The sequence below is a fragment of the Enhydrobacter sp. genome (assembly GCF_030246845.1).
GTDB lineage: Bacteria > Pseudomonadota > Alphaproteobacteria > Reyranellales > Reyranellaceae > Reyranella.
Genome location: NZ_CP126889.1, coordinates 197,057 through 218,095, shown reverse-complemented (window position 1 = coordinate 218,095; position 21,039 = coordinate 197,057). Strand labels below are relative to the sequence as shown.

Sequence of the window (21,039 nt, the reverse complement as noted above, 5' to 3'; positions counted from 1 at the left end):
GAGACGGGAGAAGCATGGACATCGGGCCGGAGACCGATTTCCTGGCCGGCGGCGGCGAGATGGGGGCGCTGATCCGGGCCAAGGACTGGTCGAGGACGCCGATCGGGCCCGTCGAACGATGGTCGCTCAGCCTGCGCATGATGGTGGGCTTCCTGCTGGCCAACCGCTTCCCCTTGTTGCTGTGGTGGGGACCGCACTACATCTCGCTCTACAACGACGCCTACCGGCCGGTGCTCGGGGCCAAGCATCCGCGCGCGCTCGGCCAGCCGGTCCGCCAGTGCTGGGCCGAGATCTGGGACATCCTGAAGCCCCTGATCGACTCGCCGTTCGAGGGCGGGCCCTCGACCTGGATGGAGGACCTGGCGCTCGAGCTCAACCGGCACGGCTTCGTCGAGGAGACGCATTTCACCGTCGCCTACAGCCCGGTACCGGACGAAACCGCGCCGCGCGGCATCGGCGGCGTGCTGGCGACGGTGCACGAGATCACCCAGAAGGTCGTGGGCGAGCGGCGGATCGCCGCCCTGCGCGACCTCGGCGCGCGCACCGGCGAGGCGCGGACGGCGGAGGAGGCCTGTGCCATCGCCGCCGGCGCCCTGGCGACGCACCCGAAGGACATCCCCTTCGCCCTCGTCTACCTGATCGACGAGGCCGGGGCCGAGGCGCGGCTCGCCGGCGCCAGCGGCGTCGCGCCGGACGAGCCGGCGGCGCCGGTCGCGATCGGTCTCGATCCCGTGTCTGCGGGTGGCGCGCCCTGGCCATTGGCGGAAGCGCTGCACGCCGGGCAAGCGTTGACGGTCGAACACCTCGCGCAGCGTCTCGACAAGGTGCCGGCCGGCCCCTGGCCGGACCCGCCGCACACCGCCCTGGTCGTGCCGATCCGGTCGGACGACGCCCATCGGCTCGCGGGCTTCCTCGTGGCGGGCGTCAGTCCCAGGCTCGCGCTCGACGAGCAGTATCGCAGCTTCCTCGATCTCGCGGCGGCGCAGATCGCGGCCGCGGTCGCCGCCGCCCGCGCGCGCGAGCAGGAGCGCCGCCGGGCCGAGGCGCTGGCCGAGATCGACCGCGCCAAGACGATGTTCTTCTCCAATGTGAGCCACGAGTTCCGCACGCCCCTCACCCTGATGCTGGGGCCGCTGGAGGAGGCGCTGGCGGCGCGCGACCTGCCGATGATGGAGCGGCCGCGGCTCGAGCTCGCCCATCGCAACTCGCTGCGGCTGCTGAAGCTCGTGAACTCGCTGCTCGATTTCTCGCGCATCGAGGCGGGCCGCGCCCGGGCCTCGTACGCGCCGCTCGATCTCGCGCCGCTCACCCAGGACATCGCCAGCACCTTCCGCTCGGCCTGCGAGCGCGCGCGGCTGGCGCTGGTGGTCGATTGCGCGCCGCTGCCCGAGCCGGTCTTCGTCGATCGCGAGATGTGGGAGAAGATCATCCTCAATCTTCTTTCAAACGCCTTCAAGTTCACCTTCGCGGGCGAGATCGTGGTGCGGCTGCGCGCCGACGACGGTCGCGCCGAGCTCACGGTGCGCGACAGCGGTGTCGGCATTCCCGCGGCCGAGCTGCCGCGCCTGTTCGAGCGCTTCCATCGCATCGAGGGCCAGAAAAGCCGCACCTACGAGGGCAGCGGCATCGGCCTCGCGCTGGTGCAGGAGCTGGTGAAGCTGCATGGCGGCAGCATCCGCGCCGAGAGCGAGGAGGGCCGCGGCACCAGCTTCACGGTCGCGATTCCGTTTGGCACGGCGCATCTGCCGGCCGACCGCGTCGGCACGACACCCGGCCCAGCCTCGACCGCGGTGCGCGCCGAGGCCTACCTCGAGGAGGCGCTGCGCTGGCTGCCGGAGGAGGAAGGGGCGGAGATTCCGCGAGCGCCGCACGGGACCGAAGGCGACAGCGCGGCGTCGGCCCTGCCCAAGAGCGCGCGCATCCTGCTGGCCGACGACAATGCCGACATGCGCGCCTATCTGCGCCGGCTGCTGGAGCCGCACTGCGCAGTGGAGGCGGTGCCGGACGGCGAGGCGGCGCTCGCGGCGATGCGCGCCGCACGGCCCGGCCTCGTGCTGGCCGACGTGATGATGCCGGGGCTCGGCGGCTTCGGCCTGCTGCGCGCGATCCGTGCCGATCCGGCGCTGGCCGACATCCCGGTGATCATGCTGTCGGCCCGCGCCGGCGAGGAGAGCCGCGTCGAGGGCCTCGAGGCCGGCGCCGACGACTATCTGGTGAAGCCGTTCTCGGCGCGCGAGCTGATCGCGCGCGCGGGCGCCCATCTCAAGATCGCGCAGGCCCGGCGCGCCGCCACGCAGGCGCTCAGGGCGGGCGAGGAGCGGCAGGCCTTCCTGCTCCGGCTGAGCGACGCGTTGCGGCCGCTCATCCGGCCGGAGGAAATCAAGGCGGCGGCGAGCCGGCTGCTGGGCCAGCGCCTGGGGGCGAGCCGCGTCGCCTATTTCAGCGTCGACGGCGATCACTGCCTCGTCGAGGGCGACTATGCCGACGGCCTGCCGCCGATCACGGGCCGCCATCCGGTCGCGGCCTTCGGTCCCGGCATGCGCGCCGCGCTGGACGGCGGTCTCGCCGTCTGGTCGGACGATGTCGAGGCCGATCCCATGCTGACGCCGGCCGAGCGCGCGCTCTACGGCGAGCTGCGGGTCGGGGCCTATGTCGTCGTGCCGCTCCTCAAGTCCGGGCGGCCGGTCGCGGCGCTGGGCGTCCACTCGGCGCGCCCGCGCGCCTGGAGCGAGGACGAGGTGGCGCTGGTCGAGGAGACGGCCGAGCGCACCCGGGCCGCGGTCCGGCACGTGTTGGCCGAGGACGCGCTGCGCGCGAGCGAGCTGCGCTTCCGCAGCCTGGTGATGGCGGGTTCCGACGCGGTCTACCGCATGAGTCCCGACTGGAGCGAGATGCGGCAGCTCGTCGGTCGCCAGTTCATGGCCGACACGACCGATCCGATCTCGACATGGCTGGAGAAGTACATCCATCCGGACGACCGTGCGGCCGTCACGGCCGCCGTCGCGGTGGCGATCCGCGACAGGAGCGTGTTCGAGCTCGAGCATCGCGTCATCCTGCGCGACGGCTCGCCGGGCTGGAGTCATTCGCGCGCCGTGCCGCTGCTCGACGCGGCGGGCGAGGTGACGGAATGGATCGGCACGGCGGCCGACATCACCGAGCGCCGGCGGATGGACGAGGCGAGGGCGCGCCTCGCCGCGATCGTCGAATCGTCGGACGACGGCATCATCAGCATCGATCTCGACGCCGTCATCCAGACCTGGAACCAGGGGGCGGAGCGGCTGTTCGGCTATACCGCCGACGAGGCGGTCGGCCGGTCGGTCACCATGCTCGTTCCCGTGAACCGTCCAGACGAGGAGCCGACGATCCTGGCGCACATCCGGCGCGGCGAGCGGATCAGCCACTACGAGACCGTCCGGCGGCACAAGGACGGGCGGCTGATCGACATCTCGCTGACCGTCTCGCCCGTCGTCGACGCGGCCGGCCGCATCATCGGCGCCTCGAAGGTCGCGCGCGACATCAGCCAGCGCAAGCGCGACGAGCAGCAGGCGCTCGTCCAGGCCCGCATCCTGGAGATGGTGGCCACGGCGGCGCCGCTGGTGAAGGTGCTCGATGCCGTGGTGCTGTTCCTCGAGGCGCAGGAGCCGGGGACGCGCTGCGGCATCCTGCTGCTCGACGAGGACGGCGCCCGTCTCCGCCGCGGCAGCGGGCCGAGCCTGCCCGAGGCCTATCACGTGGCGCTCGACGGGACGCCGATCGGGCCGCCCTATGCCGGCTCGTGCGCCGAGGCGGCGCATCGCTGCGCGGTCGTGACGGTGCCCGACATCGCAAGCGAAGCCCGCTACGGCGACGCATGGCGCACCCTGATGCTGTCGTTCGGCATCAGGGCCGGCCGCTCGACGCCGATCTGCGGCAGCGGCGGCCGGGTGCTGGGCTCGCTCGCGGTCTACTACGATCGGGCGCGCGATCCCGCGCCGGCCGATCCCGAGGCGGTCGATATCGCCACCCACCTCGCCGCCATCGCCATCGAGCGCGACGCCGAGCGCGAGGCACTGCAACAGCGCGCGGCGCAGCTCAAGCTGATGGTCGACGAGCTCAACCACCGGGTGAAGAACACGCTCGCCACGGTGCAGTCGCTGGCCGCGCAATCGCTGCGCGGCGCGGCCAGCGCGCAGGACGGGCGCGCCGCGCTCGACGCGCGGCTGCTGGCGCTGGCGCGCGCGCACGACGTGCTGACGCGCGAGCACTGGGGCCGCGCCTCGCTCGGCGAGATCGTGGCCGGCGCGACCTCGGCCTACCGCGGCGCCGCCGGGAGGCTGCCGCGCATCGAGGGCCGCGGACCGGAGATCTTCCTGCGGCCCAAGGCGGCGCTCGCGATCGCGATGGCGCTGCACGAGCTCGCGACCAACGCGGTGAAGTACGGCGCGCTCTCCAATGCGCGCGGCCGGGTCGCGATCGCCTGGGGGCCAGCGGACGGCGATGCGCGCCGCTTCCGCCTCGAATGGCGCGAGATCGACGGGCCGCCGGTCGCGCCGCCCACCCGGCGCGGCTTCGGCTCGCGGCTTCTGGAGCAGGGCCTGGCCTACGATCTCGCCGGCGAGGTGCGGCTCTCGTTCGAGCCCGCGGGCCTCGTCTGCACGATCGAGGCGCCGATCGGCGAGATGGGAGAAGAAGGATGGCGGATGCCGCGAACCTGACCGGCAAGCAGGTGCTGATCGTGGAGGACGAGTTCCTGGTCACGATGCTGATCGAAGACGCGCTCGGCGGTCTCGGCTGCACGGTGGCGGGCACGGCGGCGCGCTTCGACGAGGCGCTGGAGAAGGCGCGCTCGCTCGCCTTCGACGTCGCGATCCTCGACGTCAATCTCGACGGCCGGCGCACCTTCCCGATCGCCGAGCTGCTGGCCGGGCACGGCCGCGCCTTCGTCTTCGCGACCGGCTACGGTGCCGACCGCCTGCCGCCGGCGCTCGCCGGCACGCCGATCCTGCCCAAGCCCCTCCAGCCCGGCGACCTCGCGCAGGCGCTGCAGGCGGCGCTGGCCGTCAAGGATCCTTCGCTGCGCTCGGGATGACACGACCTCTCTGACCGGAAGACGGTGTCATCCCGAGCCGAAGGCGAGGGATCCTCGGCATTTTCCCGCCCGCGCGGACACGTTAGGATACCGCGCCTGGGGAGCGGGGAGTGTGGTGACGGAGATCGGTCGTTCGATCGGGGGCGCGGCGCGGCGGCCCTGGTATCGACATGCGGGCACGACGCTCGCGATGGGCCTGGGGGCGATTTATTTCCTGATGAACCTGGTGCCGCCCGGCCCGGGCCTGACGGCGGGACCGGGCGTCGTGCTGGCCGCGCTCGCCTGCCGCTCGGCCAAGAAGCGCCGGCTGGGCGAGGTTCGCGACGGCATCGTGCGCCAGATCGGCGAGGCGCTGCTGATGGTGCCGATCGTGGCGAGCGTCGCCTTCCAGCGCGACCTCAGGCAGGCGCTGGCCGCCCATCCGATCCCGATGCTGGTGCTGCCGCTCTGGTGCGTCGTGGCCTATGCAATGGCCGCGCTGCGCGCCTGGCGCGAGCCGCCGCGCTGACGGCTGATGACAAAGGGCGCGTGAAGGCCCATATGGAGTCAGGCGTCGTCTGAGCGGTGTTCACGCGGTCGCCTTCCCGAGACCCGCCCGCAAACTCCTTTCCGACGAGGCCGCCCATGTCGACGCGCACCGAGCATTCCGGAGGCCGGCCATGACGCTCGCCGGCAACGGTGGCCGGCCGGGTGTCCTGACCGACGAGGAGGAGGTGACGCTGCGCCGCGTCGCCTATGGCGAATCGGAGGTGAAGGCGATGCGCGCCCGCGATCTCGCGCGCCTGCGCAAGCTGGGGCTGATCGAGGACGCCAAGGACGGGCCGCGGCTCACCGAAGCCGGCCGCAGTGTCTTCAATGGCCTGCCCAAGGCGGCCGGGCGCGACTCGCCCCGGCGCGTCGACGACATGCTGCGCGAGATGGCGCACCTGCTGCGCGACAGGGGCCGCTGACCGCGCCGCCCGAGCGCCACCGAGTTCGTCACCAACAGCGCAACAAGCTGTGTCATCCCGAGCGAACGCGAGGGATCCTTGATCGGCGCCGCAAAAGATCCCTCGCTGCGCTCGGGATGACACGACCCCCATAGGGATGGCACAAAGTCGATGATTATGAGGGGATAGTGCGACACCCATGGCCGACGACGCCCGCTCCCGCCGCTTCGCGGTGCTGATCGATGCCGACAACACCTCGCCGCGCATCGCCGCCGGGCTGTTCGAGGAGATCGCGAAGTTCGGCGAGGCGAGCGTGCGCCGCATCTACGGCGACTTCTCCAGCCCGCGGCTGAGGTCGTGGGCCGACATCCTGCAGAAATACGCCATCGATCCCTACCAGCAGTTCGCCTACACCTCGGGCAAGAACGCCTCGGACATCGCCCTCGTCATCGACGCGATGGACCTGCTGCACAGCGGCCGCTTCGACGGCTTCTGCCTCGTCTCGTCGGACAGCGACTTCACGCGCCTCGCCTCGCGGCTGCGCGAGGAGGGCGCCGACGTCTATGGCTTCGGCGCGCAGAAGACGCCGGAGAGCTTCCGCCAAGCCTGCCGCCGCTTCGTCTACACCGAGAACCTGCTGCCGGAGACGACGGCGGCGTCGGCGAGGGAGCCGGACGGCGGCGCGCCGCGGCGGGCGCTCGAGCCGGCCGGCGCCGCGGTCCCGATCCTGATGAGGGCGATCGAGCAGATCGAGACGGAGGACGGTTGGGTCGGTCTCGGCGTGGTCGGCCGGCGCCTCGCCAACATCGCCTCGGACTTCGATCCGCGCACCTACGGCTACCGCAAGCTGAGCGACCTCGTGCGCGAGAGCGGCGCCTTCGAGATCGACCAGGCCGAGGGACGCGCGGTCCGCATCCGCCCGCGGCCGGCCCAGGGGGCGCGGCCGGCCGGAAGGCGCCGCCCGCGAGCGTAGCAAGCGATCATTTGCGGGCGGCCGTGGCCGGTGACGAACTCCCGGTGGCGCTCATGCTCATTTGCGCACGATCTTCCAGCCGGGGCCCATGATGGCGCGGACGATGCCGCGCGCAATGTCGAGGCGATTCTCGATCGAGAGCGGCCGGGCGTCGAGCACCTGGGTGGTCGCGTTCACCAGGGCCATATGCATCCGGCCGCGCTCCTCCTGATCGGCGGCGACCTGAGCCGCGACGACCGCCCCGGCGGCGATTTCCTCGGCGGACGGCGTCAGGACGGCCGCGTCGAGGGCGGCCGCCTTGTCGCGGCGGCGCTTGTCCAGGCTGATGACGTTGTCGCTCATCTGCCGTGCTCCCGGCCTGTTGGACGGCGAAGTCTCCACGAGCCTGCGCTTCCACGATCGGAACGGCACCCCGTCATGCGCCGGCACCGAGTGTGCGCGCCGGTCCCGGGCGGCACAAGGACGGACTGCGGCATCGGCGATGCGCGATCCTCCTCTAGTGCACGCGCGGCGGGGCGAGCCAGGCGTACTTCGCGTCCCGTTCGGCGAGGGCGCTGAGGAAGTTGACGACGATCTGGATGCAGAGGTCGAACACGCCTTCGTTGTCGAGCAAGTGACGCTCGCTTTCGTCCGGGACCAGCTCGAGGCCGGTGTCGAACCGCTGCCAGGTGACGCCGAGCTCCGGGCACACCGGCGAGCGAGAATCGAAGAACAGCATCCCGAAGGCCCGCGCGCCGCGCTCGCGAACGTCGCTGGCCAGCGGCAGGCCGTCGTTGCGAAGATCGAGGAGCGTGGCCGTCAGCTCGAGCGGCTCGCCGTCCTTCAGCATGCCTTCGTAGATCCGGGTCTCGAGAATGGCCGCCCTGACGTCGTCGATCGTCGTCATGTCCGGCTCCTTTCCTGCTGTCGCTCCCGTCGCCGGGATGATGTCTTTTCGATGGACCGTCCCGCCGATGCCGGCAAAGAACGTCATGGACAGTCGGCCGCCGGAGGATGAGGGTGCCGCGGACCTGTTCGGCTCAGGCAACGCTCTCCAATTTGGCCGGCAATGGGAGTACAAGCGTTGGCCCGAGCATTTCGGACCGTCGGGCTGGCAGCGGGCGCGGTGCTGCTGATGACCCTGACAGCCTTTGTATCCCTCACGACAGTCATCCTGGCGAGCTCCCTCGTCGCCCGGCTGTTGGGCTGGTGATGTTCGACGAGGCGGACGTCCGACCAATATCCTTCTTTTCAGCGTCGAGGCACAGGCATGTTCCGTAGAATCGTGTTCGCGCTCATAGGAACGACAGCCATCATGGTCGTCGTCGTCGCCGGCAAGACGGCCTACATGATCCTGCACTGGCCCTGACTGGCTGGCTCGTCGGGGCGCAGCGTCCGGATCCGCTAGTTCAGCGGCCTGTCGTTGGCGACGGCGAACTCCGACGTCGAAAGACCGGGCGCAATGGCGCAGATCTCGTGGAAGAACACCGCCAGCAGCCGGACGATCACTCGCCTCATATCCTGGCCGACATCTTCATCGTCGCCGACGCCCGTCACCGCGAGCATGGTCTCGTGCAGGCTCCAGACGACCGGATGCCTGGGACCGTCGGGCACGTTGCGCATCGATATGAGACCGTAGTGCGTCGCTCCGCTGTGGCGGGCGAAGGAGGCCGCCGGCGAGTCGTGCGCCATATCGCCGAGCGTGATGGCGACGCTGGCGTCGGTCGCATTGGGCAGGAACAGTTCGTAGGTGCGACGGGCCAGCGTTCCGGCTTCGAGATGATCGGGCATGTTCGTTCCCTTCCGTCCTTCCGGCTCTACGGCAGCTTCTCCAGCCGGTCGGCGATCGTCGCCAGCCTGCTCAGATGCCGCGCCTGGACCTTCTCCAGAGAGTCGAGCCGTTGCTTCGCGTGCGCCGTGTGGCGGCCGTCCCGTTCCAGATCCGCGATCAGACGGAGTTGCCGCGCGATATCGCGATGGCCTTCCGCCGCGTGCGCCTCGGCGGCGACGAGACGGGAGTGCAAGGTCGCGCGATCTGTCATGGAGCGGTCCCGGAGGTCCTGTCCGGTCCCTCGGCGTAGGCCTGCACGAGGCGGAGCTTCGCGGCCTGGTAGGCGAACCATTTCATCTTGCTGGCGTCCGGGCATCCGGAGATATCGATCCCCGGCGTCCCGACGTCGTCGAATTCGCCCGCGCCACGGGTGGCGCCGAGCCAGTCGCTGTAGGCTTCCCGCAGCTCGCCGCGCAGGCGGGAGCGCTTCTGGGTCAAGGATTCCATCGATGCTCCTGTGTTCGGGTTGTCAGGTCGGCGCGCGCAGCAGTGCGTAGGCGACGATGAGCACGATCAGCAGTGCCGGGAACAGGACGGGCGGCACGAGCCAGCTCTTGAAGTTCTTCACGATGCACTTCCCGTGCGTTGGCACACGATGGTCGTCGATCCGGATCTGAACTCGATGATCCGATCGGGAACGCCGGATTGCGGTCGTGCGTCGGTCCACAGAAGGTCGGCTGCGCCTCCGTCCGCGACGAGGGCGAGCGCCATCGCTTCCGCCGCGTCGAAGGCCGGCTGATCGTCGTCGTAGTGACCGCAGAGACGACCGTCGCTCGTGATCTCCCAGATGCTCTCGCGGCGCCTGACCTCGAGCCGGGTAACCGGCCGACGCTCGATGTTGGCCGGGCCGAGGGCCGGCGGCGTCGGATCGACTGTCATGAAATTCCTTCCCGGGGTGGGGCGCGCTCGTCGCATCGGGACCGGGCGAAGCGCCGCCTTGCAACGCCTCGTCCCACGCCGAAGAAAGGATATGGGGACGGGCGGAGCCGATAGTAAGGGCGAAAGGCGGCCCGGTCGAATGAATTGTCGACCCGGCGCCGGCTCCGGGCCGTTCACGGATCGGGATCGGCGCGGTCGCCGCCCGCGCTGTCGAGGGCCTGCAGCGTCGTCGGCCATTGCGCGTACTTGCGGCGCAGGCGCTGCTGATCGGCGGCCAGCGCGTCGCATCGCAGATGGACGACGGCGTCCTGGACCGCGCGGTCGGTCGCCTCGTCGATGACGGCGAAGTTCAGCCACTGCCGGCATTCGACGACGCGTCTGGCGAGGGTCGCGACGTCCGCCGGCGCGTCCTCGGTCTCGAAATCGGGCAGGGCGCGATCGGTACGGCCGGCCAGCATGGCGCCTGCGAACAGGCTCATGAGGCCGGCCACGATGGCAAGATAGGCAAGGGGCATCCTTGTCGTCGGAGCGGATGCGGTCTTCGCGCTGCCGGCGGCGCGACGGTCGATGGCGGCCGGGCCGAAGGCCGGCTTCCCCGGATCGATTGTCATGGAACTCCCCCTCTCAGATGGTGTGTGGTTGCTCTGAGCGGGAACACGAGACGCTGCGCCACAAGTCTCGTCGGGCATATGGGACGCGCCCGGCACGTCGGTAAGGGGCTGGCCGGCGAATCGCGGAAATTTAATCGTGCGGGCGTGGCTGCCGACAGCGGGCCGTCAGGCCCGCTCGTTCAGCACGACGGTCAGCAGCGAGCTGTGGACCTGCAGGTGACCATTGGACAGGTGGCTGTTGTAGCTGATGAAGCCCGCCTTCCTGAACTTGTTCATGAAATAGCTGACCCGCGGGCGCGTCGTGCCGACCATCTCGGCCAGCGTGGCCTGGGTGATGCGCCCGGCGATCGGCTGCGGCCCGCCGCGCTTGCCGAAGTTCGCCAGCAGCAGCAGCGTGCGCGCCAGCCGCTTCTCGCTCGAATTGAAAAGCTGGTCGATCAGGTCTTCCTGGATGCGGCTGTTGCGGGTCAGCAGGTAGGCCGTGAAGAGCTCCCCGAACGCGGCTTCCTCGCGGATGACGCGGATCATCTCGGCCTTGCTGACGCGCGTGAGCCTGCTGTCGATCATCGCGGTGGCCGTTCCCAGCCGCTGCGGCTGGCCGATGAGGCAGCCTTCGCCGAAGAACTCGTCCGGTCCCAGCATCGCGATGATCGCCTCCTTGCCCTGCTGCGACGCGACCGTGATCTTGATCCGGCCCTTCTGGATGTAGAACACGGCGTCCGCCGCACTGCCCTGCCGGTAGACGACGCTTTCCCGGGGATAGTCGGAGATGGTGCGCCCGCGGGCCGCGGTGCCGAGAAACGCCTTGGGATTGAAGGTGGACTTAGCCTGCCGGGCCATGGCGAACCTCCAATGCGCGGAGCATCGGCGGCGATTGTACGCTTTCCGACGTTGCTTCGGTCAATATTGGACAGACGCCCCGGACCTCGACGACTAGTCTGCTCGAAGAGCGTGGGAGGCGTGAACGATCGGACATCGCCGGTGCGGGTTCGTCACGTTGGGGGCAGCACGAGACTCGCCGGCGCCGGAGTTCCCTCGACCGGATGGTCCGATCGTTCCGCTTGCCAGCCAGGGTTTTCGGGCGGGCGACACGACCCCCTGCCCTCCGCCGGGCCGTCCGCGACGCGGGAGGAAGACATGGAACGCGTCGTCCTCTGGGCTTCGAGGCTCGCCTTGCCGGCGATCGCCGGCCTGCTGGGACAGGTCCTCTACTGGTTCTGGTTCGACGATCTCTACATCGGCCATCGCGTGGAGAGGCTGATCGGCGGCCTGTCGCTCGGCATCGTCCTCGTGCTGGTGCTGGTCCTGGCGCTCGCGAGCTGGTGTTTCCGCGAGAAGTAGATCGCGGACATCGGAGCGATCCGGCCTGCGATGGCGCGGCGCTTCCGGCCGCGCGCGAACCTGCTAGCATCGGCGCCAGGTACGATCGGGTGGCCGCGCTCGCGACCGCGCAAGCGACTTCGCAATCGCGCCGCCCTTTCGGACATCACTACCGCGGAGATGGCCGACATGGCGGCCCGGCGCCCCGGCAAGAAGCGTGCAGCTTCCTGGTCCCTCGAGGACATCCCGTACCATGCGCTGGCGCCCGGCGCGGCGGGCGTCGATCGGCGGCTCTTCTATCTCGTGGCTTCGGCCTCCTTCATCGAGATCACGTCGGGCCTCTATACGCGCAACCTGGTCGACTACTTCCGCTGCGACAGCGAGGTCGTCGAGTGGCTGGAGCGCGAGTGGGAGAGCGAGGAGCTGCGGCATGGCGCGGCGCTGAAACGCTACGTCCGGGCGGCGTGGCCTGATTTCGACTGGGAGGGCGCCTATCGGACATTTCTCGCCGAGTACACGCCGCTTTGCACGGTCGAGCAGCTCGCCGGCACCCGCACGCTGGAGATGGCGGCGCGCTGCGTCGTCGAGACCGGCACCGCCGCGTTCTACCGCATGTTGTCGGAGGCGAGCGAGGAGCCGGTGCTGAGCGGGCTGGCGGCGCGGATCAGCGCCGACGAGGTGGGCCACTACAAGCACTTCTACCGCTATTTCCTGCGCTACCAGGCGCTCGAATGTCCGGGCCGGGCTGCCGTGCTGCGCACGCTCTGGAGCCGGCTGGCGGCCGTCGATACGGAGGACGCCTTCTGCGCCTTCAAGGCCGTGTTCCTCGCCTGCAACCCCGACCGTGCCTTCCGGCGTGGCGACTACGACATCTGGCGCGCCGACGTCCTGCAGTTCGCGAAGCGCCACCTGCCGCACGACATGGCGATCAAGATGCTGCTGAAGCCTCTCGGCCTGCAGCCATGGATCGCGCGCGCCGTGATGCCGGTCATGGCCTCGGCAACGCGCAGCCTCCTTATGCGCTAGAACATCGTCCTTTCGCTCAATGGCAGGCGCCCATCCTCGGCTGGAAAGGCCGGGTGAAAGGCGCTAGGACGCAAGCGTGCCGTCTCTCCCTTGTTTCAGAGGAGGTCGCCTATGGCCGGCAGGAAGCAGCGTTCCTCAGCCTCTTCGCGACAGCGCGGGCCCCGCGGGCCGCAGGCCGCGGCGCTCTACGCCGAGAGGCCATCCGCGATGTCTCGACCCACGAATGCCGAGCTGACGCAGTTGCGCGTCCGCGTGATCGCGCTGGAGAATCTGGTGATCGCGCTGCTTGCCGAGGCATCCGAGCGGCAAGTTGGCGTCGTCCGCGACATGGCGGCCTACATCTCGCCCAAGGCCGGCTTCACGCCTCATCCGCTGACGATCCACGCCGCCGCCCACATGATCGACCTCGTCGAAAGAGCCGGCCATTTCCGCGAGGCAGCGCAGGCGTGAAAGGGACAGACGGCGGCGACCGCAGCGCCGCAGTCAGACGGGGGCCGTCGCCACGTCGCGGAAGCGGACCAGCCGGCCGGCCGCCTCGTCCCACAGCGTCAGCCACGGCGCGCGCAGCCCGCCGAGCAGGCTGAGCGGCTTCACCGGCAGCAGCGCCTGGACGGCCTCGTGCGCCGCGCGCAGCCGATAGCTCGGCACGCGCGGATTGAGGTGATGGACGTGATGGAAGCCGATGTTGCCGGTCAGCCAGTGCAGGACGCGCGGCAGGCCGAACCACGACGATCCCTGCAGCGCGGCGTCGGCGAAGCTCCAGTCGCCCTCGGTCGTCCAGCGCGCCGTCTCGAAGCGATGCTGCAGGGAGAACAGCCAGACGCCCGCAATGGAGGCCACCGTCATGACCGGCAGATGGACGAGCAGCACCGCGCGCCATCCGAACAGCACGACCAGCGCGCCGAACAGCGCGACCAGCGCCAGGTTGGTGAAATGCACCGACCGGCGCTCGCGCCGCCATTCGTTCGGCGTGTCGAACGGCAGCCGATAGAGCAACACGAAGATCAGCGGCGGCAGCAGCAGGTTGGCCACCAGCGGATGGCGCGGCAGGCGGTAGAGCAGGCGCCGCCGCTGCGACAGCGCGCGATAGGCGCGCACCGTCAGGCAGGACGAATAGATGTCGGCGCCGCCGCCCTTGCGGTCGAGGTTGTTCCAGTCGGCGTGGTGCAGGGCGTGCTGGCGCCCCCAGTTCGCGAACGGCGTCAGCGTGATCAGGCTGCACAACCGCCCGACCAGCGCGTTGGCCCGGCGCGAGGCGAAGAACGAGCCGTGGCCGCAATCGTGCTGGATGATGAAGATGCGGACCAGAAGCGCCCCGGTCGGCACGGCGAGGGCGAGGGTGAGCGGATAGGAGATCGGGAAGACGAGATACATCGCCACGCACGCGGCGATGAACGGACCGAAGGAAGTCAGGAGCTGCAACGCGCCTTGTCCGGCGATCGGTTGTGCGAACGCGGCTGCCGCCCGTCGCACCTCGGCACCCGAGCGGGCAAAAGCCCGGTCGGTGTTCATGAGGGGGTCCTTTCGGGGGAATGCATTCCCTACATGGGCCTTTGCGCGACGCCGCGCAATGCCCCCTACGGCGTCAGTGCAGCGCTGGGCCACGCCATCGCCGGGCGATGCCGGTCGCCGGCACTTCCCCGGGGACGACGGACGCCCCTCGCGGCGTCTCGGTCGGCATGCGGGTCACGCCGTAAGGTTGCGGCCGTCCATCAGCGCGTCGACCTGGCTCTGGGCGGCATCTTTCGCGATGCCGTATTTTGCGACGACCTGATCGACGAGCTCGTCATTGGACTTGAGGGCGGAGAGCTCCTGCTTCGAGAACCTGTTCCACCTGGTGCCGATCTGGTTGAGAACGTCCTGCCGGTCGGTGTCGTCTGCGGGCGAGCGGCTGCCTGCTGTCGGGGCATTGGCCATGTTGTCTCCGGTTGTTCGGGTTTGCTGCCCCTTGAACGATCATCGTTCAAACGACGCTTGCGGCAGGTGGGGACGAATCCCGCGATTGTCAGGGGCGGCGCCGGATCTATTTCTTCGCGGACGACGGCGAATGTGCTGGACATCGCCGCGCAAAGCGCCGCGCAATCGCAGCGAGGAGGGACGATCATGACCGACAAGACGATCGATCTCGACCTGCATCGGGGCCTGTCGGCACAGCACGAGACCGAGCTGCGCCGCCATATTTCGGAAGTCGAGGCCAATCAGGCGGCGCTGCGGCGCGCGCAGGAGGAGGTCGAGCGCCGGTTGCTGGCCGAGCCCGCCGAGAGCTGGTCGCAGGCCGCGGACAAGGCGCGCTACCTGCTCGGCCTCTACGCCGCCTCCACGGCGAGAGGCGATGCGCGTATCGCCCGGCTCATCGCCGCGGTGCTCGATGACTTCGACCGGCTGTCGCGATAGCGGAGGAGGTTCCGAGGTGAAGGACGACCTCTATCGCCTGCTGCGCTACGAACGGGAAGGGCTATGGGCCACGTTGTGGCTGCCGACGGCGTAGCAGGAGGCGAGGATCCATCGGGCGAGCGAAAGTCCCGCGACCGGCGCCGCGCATTCGCGGCGGCCGGCGCGGGAGGTACGGGGTTCAGTCGACCTTCTTGAGGTTCTCGGCGGAGGCCTTGCCGGTGCGACGGTCGGCGACGACATCGTACTCGACCTTCTGGCCCTCGATCAGGCGGTCGAGGCCGGCGCGCTCCACGGCGCTGATATGGACGAAGGCGTCCTTGCCGCCGTCATCCGGCGCGATGAAGCCGAAGCCCTTGGTGCTGTTGAACCACTTCACGGTTCCCCTGGACATGGGAATAACCTTTCACAAACGTAGACATGCTGACCCGCCAAGGGAGGCCGGTCGTCGAATTCGCATCTGTTTCGGGATCAAGGTCGATGGCGAGGCGCCAACCCAACGCGGCGCGGCCAGATCATCGGTCCGTGTATCGACATCATCCATATGGACGCATCGGGGGCCGGTGGCAAGCCGCGTCATCGACGCCGGCATCGGCAGGGTGTAGAGCATCGCCCACCGTCGACAAGGAGAAGGACGATGCGGCATATCGGGGTCCTGCGCGGCAGCGGCACGCTGGAAAGCCGGGGCGAAGTCATGGGCCGCGCCGACTACGAGCTCGACGGCTATCTCATGCGGCCGGGCGAGGTCGTCGCCTCGGGCGAGATCCGCATGGCCGCCGGCCAGCTCAGCAACGCCCTTCGCCGTCGCGACCTCCGATTGCGCACCGACGACGGCCGCGTGCTCGGCATCCGTTTCAGCGGCCGGCGGCTCGGCACGCCCGACGATGCCGCCCACGCCGACGTCCATGACGGCCTGCCGCCGGAAGAGGACTGGCAACGCTGAACGGCGCTTGCCTCAGGCAGCCTCGGTCTCGCGGACCAGGCGGGCGAGCTCGAGAGCGCCCAGCGCGGGGCCGAACGGCAGCCCGCCGCGCACCGGGAACAGGCCGACCGCCGAGAAGCCCCGATATTCGCCGCGCTCGTAGGCGGCATAGGCGTCGGCCGCATCGTTGAGATGCGCATGGTGGTCGTAGGTGTAGGCGATCCGCCGCGGCGGCAGCACCGCGTTGGGGTCCCGGAAGGCCGCGACCACGACGAAGCCGTCGGCGGTGACGGTGCGGACGATGGGGGAGGGGGCGTCGGGCATGAACCGATGTTAATTATTAATTAACTACCGGTCAAGCGCTGTCACTGGACATCGATCGCCGGCGGTGCGGAAAGATCCCTTGCTGGCGCTCGGGATGACACGGTTTGTCGCTCAGAAGGTTGTGTCATCCCGAGCGTCAGCGAGGGATCTTTATCCGCCTCGCCGCCGCGCTACCCCACCCGCTTCTCGGTGATCATGAGCGCCTTCGACCACTTGCTCTTGGGCAGGTCGAAGTCGCGCGGCGGGTTGAACTGGCGCACCCGCCACGCCGTCGTGGTCGAGCGCAGCAGGCGCTTCACCAGCGCGAGCATGGTGCCGTCGGGCTGCTGCTGCAGGAAGACATGGTCCTTGCCCGGCTGCGGCGGCATGCCGGGATGGATCACGACCTGGTCGCCGTGCTCGATCGCCGGGCTCATCGAGGTGCCGATGACGTAGAAGGCGAAGGGATTGCGCACGCCCAGCATGCGCTCGGAGCGGCGGATATAGTCGATCGGCTCGTTCACCAGCACCATCGCGCCGTCGTGCCCGGCCTCGGCGCTGGCCCACACCGCGATGTCGGGCCGGCCGTTGACCGGCATCTCGCGCAGCAGGCGCGTGGCGGCGGGCGCTGCGTCGCTGCGCGGGCCCCCCGTCTCCGCGTGCCCCGCCTCCGTTTGTCTCGTCTCCGTGTTTCTCGTCTCGGGGGGCACGCCGGCGGCCACGGCGGGATCGAGCCCGAGGAGCTGCACCAGCCTGCCGAGCTTGCGCTGGTCGGGAACGTTCTTGCCCGACTCCCACTGGTTCACGGCCGACTTCGAGATGCCGAACTCGCGCGCGAGCTCGGCCTGGGTCAGACCGCGGCGCCTGCGGCCTTCGCTGATGGCATCGCCCAGCTCCGACATGATGTCCATTTTGACTTGACCTGCGGTTAACTTCCCGCACATTGTTAATTGACCGAATGTTAATCAAGGATTAACTTCGGGCCATGAGCATTCCCGACGGCATGAAGCGGGCCCGCCATGCGGCGGGCGGCAAGGACATCGACATCGCGCGGCTGCTCGGCATTACGCCCTCGGCGGTCAGCCGCTGGAACGGCGTGGTGCCGGTCCGGCGCGCGATCGAGATCGAGGCGCTGACTGCGGGCCGCGTCACGCGCTACGACATCCGGCCCGACCATTTCGGCCCTCCCCCGTCTTCGTCCCGGCCGCCTTCACCGGCCGCGCCGGCGGGGCATCCCGTCCGGAGCGGCCGATGCTGACGCCGCGCCAGGCCGAGCTGCTGGCCTTCCTGCGCGCCTACGCGGCCGCGCATGGCGGCGTGATGCCAAGCCATGACGAGATCACGGTGGCGCTCGGCCTGCGCTCGAAGGCGCGGGTGAGCGCGGTGATCGACCGCCTGGTGGAGCGCGGCTTCCTGCGCCGCCTGCCGCGGCGGGCGCGCGCTCTCGAGCTGATCGACCGCACGATGGCCGGCGCCGAGGCGCTGGAGCGGGCGGCGGCGCGGCTGATCGAGGAGCGCGGGCCGGGCGCGACCGCGGTGCTGCTGATCGAGCTCGCCCGCCGCCTGACGCCCGCGGAAGGCCGCGGCGGGCCGGCCGGCACGGAGAAGCGGCCATGACGGCGCGAGCCTGCGGCTTCGGCAAGAACATCCGGCGCATGAACGCCGATCCGGTGATGCGCGCCCGCATCAGCGCCGCCTGCCGCGAGGGCATGAAGCGCTGGTGGGACGGCCGGCGCCTGCCGCCGATGACGCCGCAGCAGCGCTGGAAGTACCGCCTGCTGCGCGAGGCGGTGGGCCGCGAGGCCGCGCTCGGGATGGTGCTCCCGCGATCCTCTTCCCCCAATTCCCAACGGCGGCCGTGACGATGTTCCCTCCCGCATCGTTCCCTTCCACGGTCGCCGGCGCGGGCCGCCGGCTCCCCCACCGGCGCCCGCGCACCTCTTGTCCCGGGCGTCGCTGATGGCGCGCATCCGCACGATCAAGCCGGAGTTCTTCACCTCCGACGACATCTGCGCGCTCTCGCCGCTGGCCCGGCTGCTCTATATCGGCCTGTGGTGCGAGGCCGACCGCGAGGGACGGCTGGTCTGGACGCCGCGCGTCTTCAAGCGGCGCTATCTGCCCGACGATGCCTGCGACGGCGATGCGGTCGCGGCCGAGCTGATCGAGCGCGGCCTGGTCGTGCCCTACGGCGAGGGCTATGCGTGGATCCCCACGCTCGCCCGGCACCAGATCCTCAATCCGCGCGAGGCCGCCTCGCGGCTGCCGGCGCCGGAGGGCGACGCGTCGCCACGCGCGGCCGACGCGTCGGCACGCGTCGACGACTCCGCTTCCATGGGAAGGGAAGGGGAAGGGAACGGGAAAGGAAAGGAAGGGGAGGGAGCGGGCGACGCGCCGCCACGCGTCGCGTCGCGGCCCCCACGCCCGACCGCTCACGCTTTGCCCGAGGGTTGGCAGCCCGACGCCGCCGATCTTGCCTGGGCAGCGACAGCCCGGCCCGATCTCGCACCCGAGGCGATCGCGGCCGAGACCGAGCGTTTCCGCAACCACGCCGCAGCCACCGGCCGCACCGCGCAGCGCTGGGGGCCGTACTGGCGCAACTGGATCACGCGCGCCCATGCGCCGAAGCCCGCCGCGACGACGAAAAGCGCGGCCGCCGGGATCACCGCCGATCGCGACAGCGAGGCGCACTGGCGGGCGCGCCTGCGCGGCTACCGGCCGGGCGGCTTCTGGCTCGAGGGCGACTGGGGCCCGCGCCCCGAGAGCGGCCGCGCCCGCGTGCCGCCGCCGATCCTCGCCGAGTGGCGCGAGGCCGGACCGTGAGCCGGCCGCGCCCGAAAGCGATGCGCGCGATCCGCCGACCGATCGGCGAGCGGTGGACCGCCGAATGCAGCGCGCTGCTGGAGCGGCTGAACGCGCAGGGCCTCACCGACGGCGAGATCGCCCGCGCCATCGAGGCCCGCACCGGCCTGCGCTTCTCCCGCCGCTGGATCGCCGTCCAGCGCGAGGCCCACCAGATCGGCTCGTGCTGGAACAAGTGGGGGAAGCGGTAGAAGGCACCGGCGAAAGATCCCTCGCCTTCGCTCGCGATGACACGGCCAAGGTGGTGTCGCCCCGAGCGTCAGCGAGGGATCTTTCTCGATCGCGAGATCCGCCGCAGCCAGGGCGCCGAATGGAAGGCGCTCATCAGCAGATACATCCAGGCCATGCTGCCGAGCGGCGAGGCGTCGGGCGCGCACATCATGGCTGGCGCGCCGCCTTCGAGGACGCCCGTCAGCAGCGCCATGGCGGCGAAGGTCGGCGCGGCGGCGAGCCCGAGCCAGTCGGCGGCTGACGAAAGATCCCTCGCCTTCGGCTCGGGATGACACGATTTCATCGATCCGGAAGACCGTGTCATCCCGAGCGCAGCGAGGGATCTTTCCTCGGTCGTGCCGATCGTCGATGTCGTCATGGTCTTCCCTCCCTTGGGCGGTCGCGGGTCGTGGGATAGATACGGAGGGGAGGCGGACGGCGGGAGTTACAAGTGTGACGGGAGTGCGATGGATTCGCTGATCAACGCGGCGGCGCGGGCGCTGGCGGCCGGCGATCTGCTGGGCGCGCTGAAGCGGGTGGCGCTGCGCGACGACCCGCCGGCGCTGGCGCTGCGCGGCATCGCCATGGCCCAGCTCGGCGATCTGGCGCGCGCCAGGGCCTTGCTGCATCGCGCGGCGCGCGGCTTCGGCCCGCGCGAAGCGGTGGCCCGCGCACGCTGCGTCGTCGCCGAGGCCGAGATCGCGCTCGTGTCGCGCGAGCTCGGCTGGCCGGCCAGGACGCTGGCGGCGGCGCGGGCCGCACTCGAGGCGCACGGCGATCGCGTGAATTCGGCCCACGCGCGGCATCTCGAGGTGCGGCGCCTGCTGCTGATCGGCCGGCTCGACGAGGCCGAACGGGCGCTGGCCGCGCTCGAGCCCATGGCGCTGCCGCCCGCGCTGCGCGCCGCCCACGAGCTGGTCGTCGCCGGCATCGCGATGCGGCGGCTGCACACCAGGACCGCGCGCGCGGCGCTGGCGCGGGCCGGCACCGCGGCGCGCGAGGCGGGTGTGCCGGCGCTGATGGCGGAGGTCGAGGGCACGACGGCGACGCTCGACAGGCCGGCGGCGCGGCTGATCGCGCGCGGCACGGAGCGCGCCCTCCTGCTCGACGAGGTCGAGACGCTGCTGGCATCGGGCGCGCTGGTCGTCGACGCCTGCCGCAATGTCGTGCGAGAAGCCGACACGGTGGTCTCGCTCGCGACGCGCCCGGTGCTGTTCGCGATCGTGCGCGCGCTGGCCGAGGCGTGGCCGGCCGACGTGCCGCGAAGTGCGCTGCTCGCACGCGCCTTTCGTGCGCGGCACGCCGACGACTCGCACCGCGCGCGCCTGCGCGTCGAGGTCGGGCGGCTGCGCGCCGCGCTCCGTCCGCTCGCCGAGGTGAATGCGACGGAGCGGGGCTTCGCCCTGGCGCCGGTCGGCGCGCGCGAGGTCGTGGTGCTGGCCCCGCCGGTCGAGGAAAAGCATGCGGCGGTGCTCGCTTTTCTCGCCGACGGCGAGTCGTGGTCGAGCTCGGCGCTGGCACTGGCGCTGGGCGCCAGCGCGCGCACGGTGCAGCGCGCGCTCGAGGCGCTCGCCGAGGCGGGCAAGGTCCAGTCGTTCGGCCGCGGCCGCGCGCGCCGCTGGATGAGCCCGCCCGTGCCCGGCTTCCCGACAACCTTGTTACTCCCCGGCCCGCTGCCGGGCGGCTAGGGTCATGTCGATCGGAGCGAGAGGAAAAGATCCCTCGCCGACGCTCGGGA

Annotated in this window: 31 protein-coding genes; 17 read left to right on the top strand and 14 right to left on the bottom strand. The window is 70.5% G+C overall.

From position 1 onward, the window contains the following. Positions 1-14 precede the first annotated feature (14 nt). The 5 genes from OJF58_RS01215 (at position 15) to OJF58_RS01195 (ending at position 6,970) form a co-directional block, all read left to right on the top strand. Entirely contained in the window at positions 15-4,694 is a 4,680-nt protein-coding gene (locus OJF58_RS01215) for a PAS domain S-box protein (protein WP_300781240.1), read from the top strand. Then, on the top strand, positions 4,673-5,068 hold the full coding sequence (locus OJF58_RS01210) for a response regulator (RefSeq protein ID WP_300781239.1): 396 nt from the start codon (positions 4,673-4,675) through the stop codon (positions 5,066-5,068). The genes OJF58_RS01215 and OJF58_RS01210 overlap by 22 nt, the downstream gene beginning before the upstream one ends. 115 nt (positions 5,069-5,183) lie before the next feature. Beyond that, positions 5,184-5,576: a hypothetical protein gene (locus OJF58_RS01205; RefSeq protein ID WP_300781237.1), complete on the top strand. Its 393-nt coding sequence runs from the start codon at positions 5,184-5,186 to the stop codon at positions 5,574-5,576. A gap of 151 nt (positions 5,577-5,727) precedes the next feature. After that, on the top strand, positions 5,728-6,018 hold the full coding sequence (locus OJF58_RS01200; RefSeq protein ID WP_300781235.1) for a hypothetical protein: 291 nt from the start codon (positions 5,728-5,730) through the stop codon (positions 6,016-6,018). A gap of 178 nt (positions 6,019-6,196) precedes the next feature. Then, positions 6,197-6,970: an NYN domain-containing protein gene (locus OJF58_RS01195; protein WP_300781234.1), complete on the top strand. Its 774-nt coding sequence runs from the start codon at positions 6,197-6,199 to the stop codon at positions 6,968-6,970. Positions 6,971-7,027: 57 nt separating this feature from the next. Here OJF58_RS01195 and OJF58_RS01190 read toward each other — a convergent pair whose 3' ends face one another. Continuing rightward, entirely contained in the window at positions 7,028-7,312 is a 285-nt protein-coding gene (locus OJF58_RS01190) for a hypothetical protein (protein WP_300781233.1), read from the bottom strand. Positions 7,313-7,466: 154 nt separating this feature from the next. Continuing rightward, the gene (locus OJF58_RS01185) at positions 7,467-7,856 is read right to left on the bottom strand and encodes a hypothetical protein (protein WP_300781232.1); all 390 of its coding nucleotides are present in this window, start codon (positions 7,854-7,856) and stop codon (positions 7,467-7,469) included. A gap of 177 nt (positions 7,857-8,033) precedes the next feature. Here OJF58_RS01185 and OJF58_RS01180 point away from each other — a divergent pair, with 177 nt between their 5' ends. Then, entirely contained in the window at positions 8,034-8,162 is a 129-nt protein-coding gene (locus tag OJF58_RS01180; protein WP_300781230.1) for a hypothetical protein, read from the top strand. A 191-nt stretch (positions 8,163-8,353) separates the two neighbouring features. Here OJF58_RS01180 and OJF58_RS01175 read toward each other — a convergent pair whose 3' ends face one another. From OJF58_RS01175 to OJF58_RS01150, 6 genes are all read right to left on the bottom strand, one after another. After that, positions 8,354-8,740 carry a hypothetical protein gene (locus OJF58_RS01175; protein ID WP_300781228.1) on the bottom strand — a complete coding sequence of 129 codons (387 nt, stop codon included), beginning with the start codon at positions 8,738-8,740 and terminating at the stop codon, positions 8,354-8,356. 26 nt (positions 8,741-8,766) lie between these two features. Further along, a complete protein-coding gene (locus OJF58_RS01170) occupies positions 8,767-8,991 on the bottom strand; it encodes a hypothetical protein (protein ID WP_300781227.1) in 225 nt (74 codons plus the stop codon). Beyond that, entirely contained in the window at positions 8,988-9,227 is a 240-nt protein-coding gene (locus tag OJF58_RS01165) for a hypothetical protein (protein ID WP_300781225.1), read from the bottom strand. Before OJF58_RS01165 ends, OJF58_RS01170 begins: the two co-directional genes overlap by 4 nt. Before the next feature lie 117 nt (positions 9,228-9,344). Then, on the bottom strand, positions 9,345-9,659 hold the full coding sequence (locus OJF58_RS01160; RefSeq protein WP_300781223.1) for a hypothetical protein: 315 nt from the start codon (positions 9,657-9,659) through the stop codon (positions 9,345-9,347). A 173-nt stretch (positions 9,660-9,832) separates the two neighbouring features. After that, positions 9,833-10,270 (bottom strand): hypothetical protein, encoded by a 438-nt coding sequence (locus tag OJF58_RS01155; protein WP_300781222.1) that lies wholly within the window; start codon positions 10,268-10,270, stop codon positions 9,833-9,835. A gap of 165 nt (positions 10,271-10,435) precedes the next feature. Beyond that, positions 10,436-11,110: a Crp/Fnr family transcriptional regulator gene (locus tag OJF58_RS01150; protein ID WP_300781220.1), complete on the bottom strand. Its 675-nt coding sequence runs from the start codon at positions 11,108-11,110 to the stop codon at positions 10,436-10,438. 297 nt (positions 11,111-11,407) lie between these two features. Between OJF58_RS01150 and OJF58_RS01145 the strand changes: the two genes are divergently transcribed. From OJF58_RS01145 to OJF58_RS01135, 3 genes are all read left to right on the top strand, one after another. After that, positions 11,408-11,611, top strand: coding sequence for a hypothetical protein (locus OJF58_RS01145; RefSeq protein ID WP_300781218.1), 204 nt, complete (start codon positions 11,408-11,410; stop codon positions 11,609-11,611). Between the two features lie 168 nt (positions 11,612-11,779). Then, complete coding sequence (locus tag OJF58_RS01140) at positions 11,780-12,616, top strand: ferritin-like domain-containing protein (RefSeq protein WP_300781217.1); 837 nt, start codon at positions 11,780-11,782, stop codon at positions 12,614-12,616. A 207-nt stretch (positions 12,617-12,823) separates the two neighbouring features. Further along, a complete protein-coding gene (locus OJF58_RS01135) occupies positions 12,824-13,066 on the top strand; it encodes a hypothetical protein (protein ID WP_300781216.1) in 243 nt (80 codons plus the stop codon). Positions 13,067-13,099: 33 nt separating this feature from the next. Here OJF58_RS01135 and OJF58_RS01130 read toward each other — a convergent pair whose 3' ends face one another. Both OJF58_RS01130 and OJF58_RS01125 read right to left on the bottom strand, forming a co-directional pair. Next, a complete protein-coding gene (locus tag OJF58_RS01130; RefSeq protein ID WP_300781214.1) occupies positions 13,100-14,128 on the bottom strand; it encodes a fatty acid desaturase in 1,029 nt (342 codons plus the stop codon). A 174-nt stretch (positions 14,129-14,302) separates the two neighbouring features. Continuing rightward, positions 14,303-14,533, bottom strand: coding sequence for a hypothetical protein (locus OJF58_RS01125; protein WP_300781213.1), 231 nt, complete (start codon positions 14,531-14,533; stop codon positions 14,303-14,305). 132 nt (positions 14,534-14,665) lie between these two features. Here OJF58_RS01125 and OJF58_RS01120 point away from each other — a divergent pair, with 132 nt between their 5' ends. Continuing rightward, positions 14,666-15,010 carry a hypothetical protein gene (locus OJF58_RS01120; protein WP_366526806.1) on the top strand — a complete coding sequence of 115 codons (345 nt, stop codon included), beginning with the start codon at positions 14,666-14,668 and terminating at the stop codon, positions 15,008-15,010. Positions 15,011-15,188: 178 nt separating this feature from the next. On the opposite strand, the gene OJF58_RS01115 is transcribed toward OJF58_RS01120, so the two are convergent. Further along, positions 15,189-15,401, bottom strand: a complete 213-nt coding sequence (locus OJF58_RS01115; RefSeq protein WP_300781211.1) for a cold-shock protein — start codon at positions 15,399-15,401, stop codon at positions 15,189-15,191. Between the two features lie 243 nt (positions 15,402-15,644). On the opposite strand from OJF58_RS01115, the gene OJF58_RS01110 reads away from it, so the two are divergent. Continuing rightward, positions 15,645-15,950: a hypothetical protein gene (locus OJF58_RS01110; RefSeq protein ID WP_300781210.1), complete on the top strand. Its 306-nt coding sequence runs from the start codon at positions 15,645-15,647 to the stop codon at positions 15,948-15,950. A 12-nt stretch (positions 15,951-15,962) separates the two neighbouring features. Here OJF58_RS01110 and OJF58_RS01105 read toward each other — a convergent pair whose 3' ends face one another. Then, positions 15,963-16,253 (bottom strand): hypothetical protein, encoded by a 291-nt coding sequence (locus OJF58_RS01105; protein WP_300781209.1) that lies wholly within the window; start codon positions 16,251-16,253, stop codon positions 15,963-15,965. Positions 16,254-16,423: 170 nt separating this feature from the next. Beyond that, positions 16,424-17,143, bottom strand: a complete 720-nt coding sequence (locus OJF58_RS01100; RefSeq protein WP_300781208.1) for a LexA family transcriptional regulator — start codon at positions 17,141-17,143, stop codon at positions 16,424-16,426. Between the two features lie 74 nt (positions 17,144-17,217). Between OJF58_RS01100 and OJF58_RS01095 the strand changes: the two genes are divergently transcribed. The 5 genes from OJF58_RS01095 (at position 17,218) to OJF58_RS01075 (ending at position 19,282) form a co-directional block, all read left to right on the top strand. Continuing rightward, on the top strand, positions 17,218-17,490 hold the full coding sequence (locus tag OJF58_RS01095; RefSeq protein ID WP_300781207.1) for a Cro/CI family transcriptional regulator: 273 nt from the start codon (positions 17,218-17,220) through the stop codon (positions 17,488-17,490). Beyond that, a complete protein-coding gene (locus tag OJF58_RS01090) occupies positions 17,484-17,849 on the top strand; it encodes a hypothetical protein (protein WP_300781206.1) in 366 nt (121 codons plus the stop codon). Before OJF58_RS01095 ends, OJF58_RS01090 begins: the two co-directional genes overlap by 7 nt. Next, a complete protein-coding gene (locus OJF58_RS01085) occupies positions 17,846-18,094 on the top strand; it encodes a hypothetical protein (RefSeq protein WP_300781205.1) in 249 nt (82 codons plus the stop codon). The genes OJF58_RS01090 and OJF58_RS01085 overlap by 4 nt, the downstream gene beginning before the upstream one ends. 97 nt (positions 18,095-18,191) lie before the next feature. Then, complete coding sequence (locus OJF58_RS01080) at positions 18,192-19,052, top strand: hypothetical protein (protein WP_300781203.1); 861 nt, start codon at positions 18,192-18,194, stop codon at positions 19,050-19,052. Beyond that, positions 19,049-19,282: a hypothetical protein gene (locus OJF58_RS01075; RefSeq protein WP_300781201.1), complete on the top strand. Its 234-nt coding sequence runs from the start codon at positions 19,049-19,051 to the stop codon at positions 19,280-19,282. Before OJF58_RS01080 ends, OJF58_RS01075 begins: the two co-directional genes overlap by 4 nt. 68 nt (positions 19,283-19,350) lie before the next feature. Here the strand turns inward: OJF58_RS01075 and OJF58_RS01070 are convergent, their stop codons facing one another. After that, positions 19,351-19,605, bottom strand: coding sequence for a hypothetical protein (locus OJF58_RS01070; RefSeq protein ID WP_300785127.1), 255 nt, complete (start codon positions 19,603-19,605; stop codon positions 19,351-19,353). Between the two features lie 163 nt (positions 19,606-19,768). Here OJF58_RS01070 and OJF58_RS01065 point away from each other — a divergent pair, with 163 nt between their 5' ends. Beyond that, complete coding sequence (locus tag OJF58_RS01065) at positions 19,769-20,989, top strand: helix-turn-helix domain-containing protein (RefSeq protein ID WP_300781199.1); 1,221 nt, start codon at positions 19,769-19,771, stop codon at positions 20,987-20,989. The last annotated feature ends 50 nt before the right edge of the window (positions 20,990-21,039 follow it).

Bases quoted from the DNA above. Each gene is read 5' to 3' on its own strand.
- OJF58_RS01215 (WP_300781240.1), top strand. From the start codon at position 15: ATGGACATCGGGCCGGAGACCGATTTCCTGGCCGGCGGCGGCGAGATG.
- OJF58_RS01210 (WP_300781239.1), top strand. From the start codon at position 4,673: ATGGCGGATGCCGCGAACCTGACCGGCAAGCAGGTGCTGATCGTGGAG.
- OJF58_RS01200 (WP_300781235.1), top strand. From the start codon at position 5,728: ATGACGCTCGCCGGCAACGGTGGCCGGCCGGGTGTCCTGACCGACGAG.
- OJF58_RS01195 (WP_300781234.1), top strand. From the start codon at position 6,197: ATGGCCGACGACGCCCGCTCCCGCCGCTTCGCGGTGCTGATCGATGCC.
- OJF58_RS01190 (WP_300781233.1), bottom strand. From the start codon at position 7,312: ATGAGCGACAACGTCATCAGCCTGGACAAGCGCCGCCGCGACAAGGCG.
- OJF58_RS01185 (WP_300781232.1), bottom strand. From the start codon at position 7,856: ATGACGACGATCGACGACGTCAGGGCGGCCATTCTCGAGACCCGGATC.
- OJF58_RS01175 (WP_300781228.1), bottom strand. From the start codon at position 8,740: ATGCCCGATCATCTCGAAGCCGGAACGCTGGCCCGTCGCACCTACGAA.
- OJF58_RS01170 (WP_300781227.1), bottom strand. From the start codon at position 8,991: ATGACAGATCGCGCGACCTTGCACTCCCGTCTCGTCGCCGCCGAGGCG.
- OJF58_RS01165 (WP_300781225.1), bottom strand. From the start codon at position 9,227: ATGGAATCCTTGACCCAGAAGCGCTCCCGCCTGCGCGGCGAGCTGCGG.
- OJF58_RS01160 (WP_300781223.1), bottom strand. From the start codon at position 9,659: ATGACAGTCGATCCGACGCCGCCGGCCCTCGGCCCGGCCAACATCGAG.
- OJF58_RS01155 (WP_300781222.1), bottom strand. From the start codon at position 10,270: ATGACAATCGATCCGGGGAAGCCGGCCTTCGGCCCGGCCGCCATCGAC.
- OJF58_RS01150 (WP_300781220.1), bottom strand. From the start codon at position 11,110: ATGGCCCGGCAGGCTAAGTCCACCTTCAATCCCAAGGCGTTTCTCGGC.
- OJF58_RS01145 (WP_300781218.1), top strand. From the start codon at position 11,408: ATGGAACGCGTCGTCCTCTGGGCTTCGAGGCTCGCCTTGCCGGCGATC.
- OJF58_RS01140 (WP_300781217.1), top strand. From the start codon at position 11,780: ATGGCGGCCCGGCGCCCCGGCAAGAAGCGTGCAGCTTCCTGGTCCCTC.
- OJF58_RS01135 (WP_300781216.1), top strand. From the start codon at position 12,824: ATGTCTCGACCCACGAATGCCGAGCTGACGCAGTTGCGCGTCCGCGTG.
- OJF58_RS01130 (WP_300781214.1), bottom strand. From the start codon at position 14,128: ATGAACACCGACCGGGCTTTTGCCCGCTCGGGTGCCGAGGTGCGACGG.
- OJF58_RS01125 (WP_300781213.1), bottom strand. From the start codon at position 14,533: ATGGCCAATGCCCCGACAGCAGGCAGCCGCTCGCCCGCAGACGACACC.
- OJF58_RS01115 (WP_300781211.1), bottom strand. From the start codon at position 15,401: ATGTCCAGGGGAACCGTGAAGTGGTTCAACAGCACCAAGGGCTTCGGC.
- OJF58_RS01110 (WP_300781210.1), top strand. From the start codon at position 15,645: ATGCGGCATATCGGGGTCCTGCGCGGCAGCGGCACGCTGGAAAGCCGG.
- OJF58_RS01105 (WP_300781209.1), bottom strand. From the start codon at position 16,253: ATGCCCGACGCCCCCTCCCCCATCGTCCGCACCGTCACCGCCGACGGC.
- OJF58_RS01100 (WP_300781208.1), bottom strand. From the start codon at position 17,143: ATGGACATCATGTCGGAGCTGGGCGATGCCATCAGCGAAGGCCGCAGG.
- OJF58_RS01095 (WP_300781207.1), top strand. From the start codon at position 17,218: ATGAGCATTCCCGACGGCATGAAGCGGGCCCGCCATGCGGCGGGCGGC.
- OJF58_RS01090 (WP_300781206.1), top strand. From the start codon at position 17,484: ATGCTGACGCCGCGCCAGGCCGAGCTGCTGGCCTTCCTGCGCGCCTAC.
- OJF58_RS01085 (WP_300781205.1), top strand. From the start codon at position 17,846: ATGACGGCGCGAGCCTGCGGCTTCGGCAAGAACATCCGGCGCATGAAC.
- OJF58_RS01080 (WP_300781203.1), top strand. From the start codon at position 18,192: ATGGCGCGCATCCGCACGATCAAGCCGGAGTTCTTCACCTCCGACGAC.
- OJF58_RS01070 (WP_300785127.1), bottom strand. From the start codon at position 19,605: ATGAAATCGTGTCATCCCGAGCCGAAGGCGAGGGATCTTTCGTCAGCC.
- OJF58_RS01065 (WP_300781199.1), top strand. From the start codon at position 19,769: ATGGATTCGCTGATCAACGCGGCGGCGCGGGCGCTGGCGGCCGGCGAT.